Origin of the sequence: Celeribacter baekdonensis (assembly GCF_900102315.1) — a bacterium.
In the GTDB taxonomy this organism is placed as follows: Bacteria; Pseudomonadota; Alphaproteobacteria; order Rhodobacterales; family Rhodobacteraceae; genus Celeribacter; species Celeribacter baekdonensis.
The window spans coordinates 1-10185 of record NZ_FNBL01000027.1 but is presented as its reverse complement, the minus strand read 5'-3'; the positions used below and the strand labels follow the sequence as shown (position 1 = coordinate 10185).

Here is a 10185-nt window from a genome sequence, read left to right as displayed (position 1 = left end):
AAGAGATCCGCGACGAGGCCGAAGTCGGCGACTTGGAAGATCGGGGCTTCTTCGTCCTTGTTGATGGCGACGATGACTTTGGAGTCTTTCATGCCCGCGAGGTGCTGGATCGCGCCGGAGATGCCGACGGCGATGTAGAGTTCGGGGGCGACGACTTTGCCGGTTTGGCCGACTTGCCAATCGTTCGGGGCAAAGCCCGAATCGACCGCCGCGCGCGAGGCACCGACGGCGGCGCCGAGCTTGTCCGCCAGCGCCGAGATGATCGCAAAATCCTCTTCGGAGCCGACGCCGCGCCCGCCGGAGACGACGACCTTGGCGGAGGTCAATTCCGGGCGATCATTGACCGCGACCTTGTCCTCGACAAACTGTGACAGGCCCGCATCATGCGCGCCGGAGACGTCCGACACCGCGGCCGCACCCGACAGGCCCGCCGCGTCAAAGGTCGAGGTGCGGAAGGTGATAACCTTTTTTTCATCTTTCGAGCGTACCGTCTGAATCGCGTTCCCGGCATAGATCGGGCGCGTGAACGTATCGGCATCCACAACGGAGGTGACATCGGTCAAAATCATCACATCCAAAAGGGCTGCAACCCGCGGCAACACATTTTTGCCCGTGGTCGTGGCGGGCGCGGTGATATGCGCGTAATCGCCCGCCAAAGACACGATCAAAGCGGCCAGGTTTTCGGCCAGGCCATTGGCATAGGCCGCGTCATCAGCGACCAAAACCTTGGTCACGCCGTCAATTTTGGCGGCCTCATCGGCAGCGGCCGCAGGACCACAGACCAGAACCGTCACATCGCCCAGTTTGGCGGAGGCGCTCACCGCCTTGGCGGTGGCATCCATCGCAACTGCGCCAGAGGTGACTTCAGCAAGACACAAAACAGCCATCAGACCAGCCCTCCTTCTTTCAGTTTCGCGACCAGTTCATCGACCGATCCGACCTTGATGCCGGCGTCGCGGCCCTTTGGCTCTTCGGTTGACACAACGGTCAAACGCGGCGCGGTATCGACGCCGTAATCCGCGGATGTCTTTTCATCCAAAGGCTTTTTCTTCGCCTTCATGATGTTCGGAAGCGAGGCATAGCGCGGTTCGTTGAGGCGCAGATCGGTGGTCACAATCGCCGGGAGCGGCACGGAAATGGTCTGCAACCCACCGTCCACTTCGCGGGTCACAACCGCGTGGCCGTCTTTGATGTTCACCTCAGAGGCAAAGGTCGCCTGACCCCAACCCAAAAGGGCCGCGAGCATCTGACCCGTCGCATTCATGTCATTGTCGATCGCTTGTTTGCCGAGAATGACCAGTTCAGGCGCCTCTTCAGCCACGATCCTGGCCAGAAGTTTGGCCACGGCCAGCGGCTCGATCTCGACGCCCTGTTCCTCAACCACAAGAAGCCCGCGATCCGCCCCCATGGCCAATGCATTGCGGATCGTGTCGGTGGATTTCTTCTCGCCGATCGACACAACGACGATCTCACTGGCCACGCCGGCCTCTTTCAGGCGAATGGCCTCTTCAACCGCGATCTCATCGAACGGGTTCATCGACATCTTCACATTCGCAAGATCAACTCCAGTGCCATCGGCCTTCACTTTGACCTTCACGTTGTAGTCAATCACGCGTTTGACTGGTACCAAAACCTTCATTGGCGGGGTCTCCCTTATGATTTCAGCCGCCCGAAACGGGGGCAATCAGCTCTCCGGAAATTTTATTAGCCCTTTGCGGGCGCAGAAAACAGCCCCTAATCACGCAACTTTCGTTCAAAGACGTGACGTTTGCCGGAACAAATGTCGCAGCGTCATAGGGCATCGACAGGATCAGCGGTTCGCGCCCGGCACCCACAAGACGTCATCCGCGCCGTTGTTATTGGCCACGCGCGAGGCGACAAAGAACCAATCGGACAGGCGGTTGAGGTATTTGACGCCAATGTCGTTGATGGTTTCGACTTGGTTCAGCTCGACCGAGAGGCGTTCGGCGCGGCGCGCCACGGTACGGCACAGATGCAAATACGCCGCCAAAGCTGATCCGCCCGGCAGGACAAAGGAGCGCAAAGGCGCGAGGTTTGCGTTCATCGTGTCGATTTCCGATTCGAGTCGGTCGACCTGTGAGGCGATCAGACGCAGCGGCGGATAGTCGGCCTCAGCGTCATGCTCCATGCCGGGGCGACAGAGGTCCGCGCCCAGATCGAACAGGTCATTTTGAATGCGCGACAGCGCCACATCCATCTCGCCCGTCGCATGCAGACGCGCCAGCCCCACGGTGGAGTTCAATTCATCCACAGTGCCATAAGCTTCGACCCGAGGGCTATATTTGGCCACCCGCGTGCCATCGCCCAGAGCGGTTTCACCTGTGTCACCAGTGCGCGTGTAGATTTTGTTCAAAACAACCATATCAGTTCCCCGTTTTGCGCAGAGCCACATAAATCACCACAAGGATGACCGCGCCCAATTGCGCGAGAATGCGGTATTGCATCAGCTTGTTGGACTTTTTCGCCCCTTCCGCACCGCCGCGCCCAAATTGGCCGATGCCAAGTGCGAGGATGACGAGGACGACGAGGCAAGCGGCGCCAATGATGTAGAGGAGCGGATCGGAATTCATGTGCATATCCTTCGTGTTTGTACCGCAGATAGCGCATTTTGGTGCAAGGCCCAACACGCGATTGGTCGCGCTTAGATCTTGGCCATCATCCGGTCAATGAGGCGCTGTGGCAGGAAGCGCCGAGACAGGGCGGCGATATATGTGGGCGTTGTGACATAGTAATGCGCGCGCGGGTTGGACGCGGTCAGGGCGCGCAAAACTTTGGCGCTGACCGCCTCTGGTCCCAATTCAAACGGGTCCGGCGCGCTGGCCTCGGCGGCTTTGTACAGGCGCGGGACGAGGGAGCTGCGATACTGATCGGCGCGTGCGGAGACCTGCCAATCAATCCATTTGTCGAACTGTTTGCGTGCATTGAGGCGAAAGGCGGTGCCAATCGGGCCGGGTTCGATCGTGATCACTTTGATCCCGGTGCCGCGCATTTCCAGCCGCAGCGTGTCGGTCAGGCCTTCGAGCGCGAATTTCGTCGAATTGTAGCTGCCGCGCCAAGGCATCGCCATGAGGCCAAGCACAGAGGAACATTGGATGATGCGGCCCTGGCCTTTGCCATCCGTGCCCTGTGCCCGCATGACCGCAATGGCCCTGCGCGTCAGATCGTGCCAGCCGAAAAAATTCGCCTCGAAATTTTGGCGCAGTGCTGCGACGGGCAGGTCTTCGACGGCGGCGGGGATGGCATAAGCGCCATTGTTGAACAATGCGTCCAATGTGCCGCCGGTGCGGGCGAGGGCCTCGTTGAACCCGGCTTCAATCGAGGTGGGGTCTTCGTAATCCAGGCGGAAACTTTCCAAACCCTCAGACGTCAGGCGTGCCACATCGTCCCGCGAGCGGCAGGTCGCAAACACCCGCCAGCCTCTGGATTTCAGAAAATGAGCGGTGTGATGGCCGATGCCGGTGGAGCAGCCCGTGATCAGGATCGTGCGCATGAAAAAGCCTTTTGCGAGGATGCAAAAGGCTTAGAGCGCAAAGGGGAAAGGGGAAAGCCGGTTTTGCGAACAGGTGGGAGGTTATTGTGCCAAGTCGCGCAGGAAATTGGCCGACATATAACCCGAAACGCCATCGCCTTCGACGGAGATTTTGACCCAGCCGTTCTCAATCGGAGAGATCACCTGAACGATTTCGGCAAAATGCACCTGCCCCAAAACCTCATGATTGGTGGAAGGGCCGGAGCGGACGTTGACGCGTGTGGCGGTCACTTCGCGCAGGGTCATATCAGGCGCGTCAAGGGGGGCGGGTTTGAGAAGACCTGCCAATTTTTCGGGGTCACTGACGTGGGTTGTGACAGTGGCGACGGTGGCGACGGTTTGCGTCGGGGTGTCGCTGAAGCTTGCAAGCTGCGCCATCGTGCCTTGGGTCGCATCCGCTTGTGCCTCGGGCGCAAGGCGGGAGGGTGGCAAGGCTTTTTGAGCGTTCAGTTCAGCCAAGGTCGGGACATAAGCCCCCTGACGTTTGCGATCAGCGCCAAAAGCAGCGTTCCAAGTCTCGGATAGGCTGGCAAAGACAGAGACCTTTTCGGAGCGTCTCAGGTCAAGCTGGGCCTGTTCTTCGGCGGACAAATCCCGCCCGAACACCATAAGGGCCGCCCAAAGCCCAACGAAAGTTATCGCCAAAAGACGCAGCATATCGTTTCCCCCCAAACACTTGTTACGGTTCCATACTACCCGATTCGCGAGGCGTGATACGGGGAAAACAACGTCATCGGTCCACCTAAGATGATCAACGTTGCAGGAGGGGTACGCGAGACGCGCTTGCCGGGGGGCGAGGTGGGCGCTATTCATCGAACCATGAGCAGTGATTTGACCCAAGACCCGCCCGCAGGTGGCACGCCCCCGATTGATTTTTCAGAATCGCTTCGCCAAGCCATTGGCGATCGTTACCTGACCTATGCGCTTTCGACCATCATGCACCGGGCGCTGCCCGACGCGCGTGATGGGTTGAAGCCGGTGCATCGGCGCATTCTCTACGCCATGCGCGAATTGCGCCTCTCATCAGGCGGGGGCTTTCGCAAATCGGCGAAAATTTCCGGCGATGTGATGGGGAACTATCACCCGCATGGCGATATGGCGATTTATGATGCCATGGCGCGTTTGGCGCAGGATTTTAACGTCCGCTATCCACTGGTCGATGGTCAGGGGAACTTTGGCAACATTGATGGCGATAACCCGGCGGCCTCGCGTTACACCGAAGCGCGGATGACGATTGCGGCGGAGGCTTTGCTTGAGGGGCTGGCCGAGGATGCGGTCGATTTTCGCGACAACTACGACGGTACGCTGCGCGAACCCGAAGTGCTGCCGGCCGCCTTTCCAAACCTCTTGGCCAATGGCTCAAGCGGCATTGCGGTCGGCATGGCGACAAACATCCCGCCGCATAATATTTCCGAGCTGATTGATGCTTCGCTGCACATGATCAAAACGCCGGATGTGCGCGATGAGACGCTTTTGAACTATGTCAAAGGCCCGGATTTCCCCACCGGCGGCGTGATTGTTGAGCCACGCGAAAGTATGATGAAAACCTACGCCACCGGGCGCGGGTCGTTCCGGGTGCGGGCGAAATGGGAGGTTGAGGATCTGGGGCGCGGGCAATGGCAGATTGTCGTCACCGAAATCCCCTATCAGGTCCAAAAATCCAAGCTGATCGAAAAACTCGCCGAGTTGATCCAGACCAAAAAAGTGCCGATTCTGGGCGATGTGCGCGACGAGAGCGCCGAAGACATCCGGGTGATTTTGGAACCGAAATCCAAGAACGTGCTGCCTGAGGTGTTGATGAACACGCTGTTCCGCAACTCCGATCTGGAGACGCGGTTCGCGCTCAACATGAACGTGCTGATCGACGGGCGCACGCCGAAAGTGTGCTCGCTCAAAGAGGTGCTGCGTGCCTGGCTTGATCACCGTCGTGTGGTGTTGCAACGCCGCTCTCAGCACCGTTTGGAAAAGATCGACCACCGCCTTGAGGTGCTCGAAGGCTTTATCATCGCCTTCCTCAATCTCGACCGGGTGATCGACATCATCCGCTATGACGACGACCCAAAAACGGCGTTGATGGCGGAAAACTGGGGCGTGGATCATGCCCGCGCCATGTCGGAAAAAGACTATGTCTCGCCGCTGCCCGCCAAAGAGGGTGCGGGGGAGTTGACCGAAGTGCAGGCCGAGGCGATCCTCAACATGCGCCTGCGCTCCTTGCGGCGTCTCGAAGAGATCGAACTGATCAAGGAACGCGATGCGTTGCGGGCGGAAAAGGCCGGGCTTCATGCGCTGTTGGACAGCGAAGTCATGCAATGGGACCGCATTTCCGAAGAACTGAAAGAAACCAAAAAGAAATTTGGCAAAGACTATGCCCGTGGTATGCGCCTGTCGCAATTTGCCGAGGCCGCCGAGGTCGAAGATGTGCCGCTTGAGGCGATGATTGAGCGCGAACCGATCACCGTGGTCTGTTCGCAAATGGGCTGGATTCGTGCCATGTCGGGTCACATTGATCTGACCCGTGAGTTGAAATTCAAAGACGGCGATGGGCCGCGATTCTGTTTTCATGCGGAGACCACGGATCGGCTGTTGATGATGGGCTCTAACGGGCGGTTTTATACGCTGTCCGGCGCGGGTCTTCCGGGCGGGCGCGGCATGGGCGAACCTGTGCGCTTGATGGTGGATCTGCCGAATGAGGCAGAGATCGTCGATATTTTCGTCCATGATCCCGAGGGCAAATTGATCGTCGCCTCCAATGCTGGCAATGGCTTTGTCATCCCTGAAAAAGAGGTGGTGGCCCAGACCCGCTCTGGCAAACAGGTGCTTAATGTCAAAGGCGGCGAAGTGGCCGCCGTGGTTCGCCGGGTGCAGGGCGATCACGTTGCGGTCATGTCGCAAAACCGCCGGTTCATTGTTTTCCCGATTGCCGAGGTGCCGGAACTGAACCGCGGCAAGGGCGTGCGGTTGCAGAAATACAACCAAGCGCGCGGCGCGCAGGGGCTTTTGGAATTGGATGGCGGGCTGTCCGATCTGACCACGTTTAAGTGGGAGGAGGGTCTGAGTTGGACCATGGGCGGGGGCAACACACGCACCGAAAAAGACCTGTCGCAATGGCTGAGCAAACGCGCGGGCATTGGCAAACAGCCGCCGCATGGGTTCCCGCGTGACAATAAGTTTGGCTAAAGCATTTAGGGAAAAGCGTTCTCAAGGGTTTTCCCTAAATGCCCACACCATTGATATGCCGCATGGCGTTTTGACGAGAACCTGCTCAGGTTTAAGACGAAACGCTTTAAGCTCCGAAACGGGGCGTGACGAGAGGGCCGGGGTATGGCGCAGCTTTTGAAAACCGACGTCGAGGGTCGCCTTGTCCCGCTTTTGTCGCTCTCCATTTGGACGGCGGCACTGTCGGTGGTGACGCTTGGGTTTTATCGGTTTTGGATGAAAACCCGGTTGCGGCGGCATTTTTGGTCCGCCATTCGTCCCGACCGCACGCCGTTGGAATATGTCGGCAAAGGCATTGAGAAATTCACCGGATTTCTCATCGCTTTGGTGATCTTGGCCCTATTGATCGGGGTTGTGGCGCTGATTTTGGTCTATGCGTCCTTCGCGCTGTTCCAAGAGGAATATGAGGCCTATCTCATCGCCGCCGTTCTCGCCATTCCGCTGATCTATTTCGCCTCCTACCGCGCCAAACGTTATGTCTACGCCCGAACGCGCTGGCGCGGCATTCGCTTTGCGCTTGAACCTGCGGCAGGGAAATACACCGCCTATGCGATGGGGCAGTTGTTTTTGACGCTGATCTCGGCGGGGTTTTTTTGGCCGCGCATGACCTTCAAGCTTGAAAAATTCCGCACGGATCGGACGTTTTTTGGCACTCAGAGGCTGAACCAAGGCGGGCGTTGGACAGGGCTGATCAAACCGTTTTTGCCGGTGCTGATCTCTTTTTGGGTCATTCTTGGGGCCATTGGGGGTGCGGTCTGGTTTGCCGCAGGCGAGGAGTCCGCACTATCTGTTTGGGTCGGGTTGGTGCCACTTCTATCAATTGTCGCGATCTTTGGCGGTCTGTTTTTCTACACCCGCTATCGTGTCGTTGCCCTGCGCTACATGGCCAATCACAAAACCGCAGGCGGAGTGGGATTGATTTCCTCCGCCTCTTTCCCGCGCATTCTCTGGCTGAATGTCGCGGGCTATATCCTGACCAACCTTTTCACCACCTTGGCCTCTTTGGTCGTGGCGGGCGTTGCCTCGGGCGTTTTGGTTTTGGTGTTTCCCGGCCTGCGCGACTTTGGCCTGTTTGCCACCGGCGCGGTCTCGGATGGTTCGGGTTTGGGGGGCGAGGGCATGCCCTCGGCCGAAGTGGGTGTGTTCTTTGCGATCTTTGTTTACACGTCGACACTGTTGTTTTTTTCAGTGTTTCGTCAGACCTTTGTGCTGTTTCCGGTGTGGCGTCATTACGCCGAAACGCTGACCTTGACCGGCGGTGAACATCTTCGCGACATCGCACAGCGTGCTCGTGATGAGGCCGGAGAAGCCGAAGGTATGGCCGAAGCGTTTGATTTGGGAGCCGCGATATGACCACGAGTGTTCGCAGCCCCTGGGGGCCAAGGCCTGAAGGGGTGCTTTGCGATTTTGTCGATGGCGAAAGCGCGCATCGCCATGAGGTCTATGTACAACTGCGTCCCAATGAGGCGGGGCTGTCTTTGTCTTACACCGATGACAGGGGGCAAGCGCAGACATGGATCTGGCCACTGGCGCAGCTTCGCCATGTCGAGGGGCAGACCAAACTCAAATGGGGCCCGGCGCGTTTGGGAGTGTTCACCAATGTCATGACGCCCACGGCCCGGCTATATGTGCGCGACACGGATATGTTGCACGACATCGAAACCCGCGCGCCGTCTTTACGCCGACGCGCGCCGGTCACCGGGCGGGGGCGTTTGATGGGATTGATCGCGGGAGCCACGGGGTCTGTGGCGCTGATTGTGTTTTTCCTGATCCCGTTGATTGCCGATCAATTGGCCACGTTGTTGCCCATTGAGGGCGAACGCGCATTGGGCGAGAAGACCTATCAACAGGTGCGCGAGGCGTTTTCGGGCGGTTTTGTGCCGCTTGGCGAATGCGCGGATGAACAGGGTCTTGCAGCGTTAAAACAGATGGAAACCAAATTGCTCGCGGCCTCCACGCTTGCCTCCGATGCGGTGCAATTGACCGTGCTGGATTTCGACATGGTCAATGCCTTTGCCCTGCCCGGAGGGCGCATCGTGGTCATGCGCGGGTTGATTGATGCGGCGGAAACACCTGATGAGGTCGCCGCCGTCATTGCGCATGAAATGGGCCATGTCGATCACCGCGATCCCACCCGCCATGCTTTGCGCTCGGTCGGCACCTTTGGTGTGCTCTCACTGGTGTTTGGTGATTTTGCCGGGGGAACGATGGTGTTGATGGGGGCCAATCAATTGGTCAATGCACAGTATAGCCAAGCGGCGGAAAGTGCCGCCGACAGCTACGCCCATGAGATGTTGCCACGTGCGGGTATTTCGCCCGGCGCACTGGCGCCCTTGTTCGAGCGGCTCAAAGCCGAATATGGCGACAGCGAAGGCCTTGCCTCGCATCTGGCCAGCCACCCACAGCTTGGTGATCGTGTGACGCGGGCGCAGTCGGCAGCCGAATCCTATGTCGATGAGGGTGTGCCGTTTATGTCGAACATGGCGTGGCAGCGGCTGCGCCAAATTTGCGATTAAGGACCAGACATTGCGTGAGGCGGCATTTGCCTTTAGTCGTGATCTGGACCAAATTTGGAGGATACCCTGTGATCTCACTTGCTCGCCGCGTCGTTGTCGGACTGTCGTTTTTGGCGCTGGTCGCCTGTAGTGACGCCAAAATGGTGACCGAAGACACGCCGATGGTGAATCTCGGGGATTTTACCCTTGGCCATAACGTCGTGGTGGCGACAGATATGCAAAAGGCCCCGTTCTCACGCAATGCGACGGAGGAGGAGGTTGAGACCGCTTTGAAAGCCGCGATGCAGGCGCGGTTTGGCCGCTATGACGGCGACAAGCTTTATCACATCGGTATCAAAGTGGACGCGTATGGCCTTGCCGCGCCGGGGATTCCGGTGGTGTTCACGCCCAAATCGGTGCTCGTGCTCACGGTCAACATTTGGGACGATGCGCAGGGCAAAAAGCTGACGGATAAGCCCAAACTTTTGACGGTGTTCGAAAGCCTGTCAGGCGAGACGCTGATTGGCTCGGGCCTGACACGGACCAAACAGGAACAGCTCGACATCCTGACGCGGAATGCGGCCTTAAAGGTAGAGCGGTGGTTGTTGGAAAATGGGGAGTGGTTTGGCATTGACCCGGTCGCCCCCGAAACCACGGACGCCGATGAAGCCAAGGCGGCGCTTGCGGTACTCGCACCAGATGCGGTTCCTGAGACACCAAATGCCACAAAGAGCAACTGACGCTTGATTTTCCTCTCCAGAGCCAATAACTAGCCCGCGATGTTAATTCGGGTCTTGATCGACCCAGTCAAACCAAGAGGCGCCTCGATATGGCTAAGGAAAAGTTTGAGCGTTCCAAACCGCACTGCAACATCGGCACGATTGGCCACGTTGACCACGGTAAAACGACGCTGACGGCAGCGAT

General features: G+C 58.4%; 11 protein-coding genes. 5 read left to right on the top strand and 6 right to left on the bottom strand.

The window, feature by feature from the left end; translation table 11 throughout:
- The 6 genes from BLT54_RS21715 to BLT54_RS21690 form a co-directional block, all read right to left on the bottom strand.
- A partial coding sequence (locus BLT54_RS21715; protein WP_074647513.1) for an electron transfer flavoprotein subunit alpha/FixB family protein occupies positions 1 to 887 on the bottom strand: 887 nt, incomplete at its 3' end.
- Positions 887 to 1639, bottom strand: a complete 753-nt coding sequence (locus BLT54_RS21710; RefSeq protein ID WP_074645428.1) for an electron transfer flavoprotein subunit beta/FixA family protein — start codon at positions 1637 to 1639, stop codon at positions 887 to 889. The genes BLT54_RS21715 and BLT54_RS21710, both read right to left, overlap by 1 nt.
- Positions 1640 to 1810: 171 nt before the next feature.
- Positions 1811 to 2383: a cob(I)yrinic acid a,c-diamide adenosyltransferase gene (locus tag BLT54_RS21705; protein WP_074647512.1), complete on the bottom strand. Its 573-nt coding sequence runs from the start codon at positions 2381 to 2383 to the stop codon at positions 1811 to 1813.
- Position 2384: 1 nt separating this feature from the next.
- Positions 2385 to 2591, bottom strand: coding sequence for a twin transmembrane helix small protein (locus BLT54_RS21700; protein WP_009574299.1), 207 nt, complete (start codon positions 2589 to 2591; stop codon positions 2385 to 2387).
- 71 nt (positions 2592 to 2662) lie between these two features.
- Positions 2663 to 3511, bottom strand: coding sequence for an SDR family NAD(P)-dependent oxidoreductase (locus tag BLT54_RS21695; RefSeq protein WP_074647511.1), 849 nt, complete (start codon positions 3509 to 3511; stop codon positions 2663 to 2665).
- 81 nt (positions 3512 to 3592) lie between these two features.
- The gene (locus tag BLT54_RS21690) at positions 3593 to 4207 is read right to left on the bottom strand and encodes an SH3 domain-containing protein (RefSeq protein ID WP_074647510.1); all 615 of its coding nucleotides are present in this window, start codon (positions 4205 to 4207) and stop codon (positions 3593 to 3595) included.
- A 162-nt stretch (positions 4208 to 4369) separates the two neighbouring features.
- On the opposite strand from BLT54_RS21690, the gene BLT54_RS21685 reads away from it, so the two are divergent.
- The 5 genes from BLT54_RS21685 to BLT54_RS21665 form a co-directional block, all read left to right on the top strand.
- Complete coding sequence (locus tag BLT54_RS21685; protein WP_074647509.1) at positions 4370 to 6727, top strand: DNA topoisomerase IV subunit A; 2358 nt, start codon at positions 4370 to 4372, stop codon at positions 6725 to 6727.
- 144 nt (positions 6728 to 6871) lie between these two features.
- Positions 6872 to 8119 (top strand): DUF898 family protein, encoded by a 1248-nt coding sequence (locus BLT54_RS21680; RefSeq protein ID WP_074647508.1) that lies wholly within the window; start codon positions 6872 to 6874, stop codon positions 8117 to 8119.
- Positions 8116 to 9282, top strand: a complete 1167-nt coding sequence (locus BLT54_RS21675) for a M48 family metallopeptidase (RefSeq protein WP_083351946.1) — start codon at positions 8116 to 8118, stop codon at positions 9280 to 9282. Before BLT54_RS21680 ends, BLT54_RS21675 begins: the two co-directional genes overlap by 4 nt.
- 68 nt (positions 9283 to 9350) lie before the next feature.
- Entirely contained in the window at positions 9351 to 10001 is a 651-nt protein-coding gene (locus BLT54_RS21670; protein WP_074647506.1) for a hypothetical protein, read from the top strand.
- A gap of 89 nt (positions 10002 to 10090) precedes the next feature.
- Positions 10091 to 10185: GTP-binding protein (locus tag BLT54_RS21665; RefSeq protein WP_131822069.1), on the top strand; the 95-nt coding region annotated here is incomplete at its 3' end.

Coding starts and splice junctions, on each gene's coding strand:
- BLT54_RS21710 (WP_074645428.1), bottom strand. CDS start 1,639: ATGAAGGTTTTGGTACCAGTCAAACGCGTGATTGACTACAACGTGAAG.
- BLT54_RS21705 (WP_074647512.1), bottom strand. CDS start 2,383: ATGGTTGTTTTGAACAAAATCTACACGCGCACTGGTGACACAGGTGAA.
- BLT54_RS21700 (WP_009574299.1), bottom strand. CDS start 2,591: ATGAATTCCGATCCGCTCCTCTACATCATTGGCGCCGCTTGCCTCGTC.
- BLT54_RS21695 (WP_074647511.1), bottom strand. CDS start 3,511: ATGCGCACGATCCTGATCACGGGCTGCTCCACCGGCATCGGCCATCAC.
- BLT54_RS21690 (WP_074647510.1), bottom strand. CDS start 4,207: ATGCTGCGTCTTTTGGCGATAACTTTCGTTGGGCTTTGGGCGGCCCTT.
- BLT54_RS21685 (WP_074647509.1), top strand. CDS start 4,370: ATGAGCAGTGATTTGACCCAAGACCCGCCCGCAGGTGGCACGCCCCCG.
- BLT54_RS21680 (WP_074647508.1), top strand. CDS start 6,872: ATGGCGCAGCTTTTGAAAACCGACGTCGAGGGTCGCCTTGTCCCGCTT.
- BLT54_RS21675 (WP_083351946.1), top strand. CDS start 8,116: ATGACCACGAGTGTTCGCAGCCCCTGGGGGCCAAGGCCTGAAGGGGTG.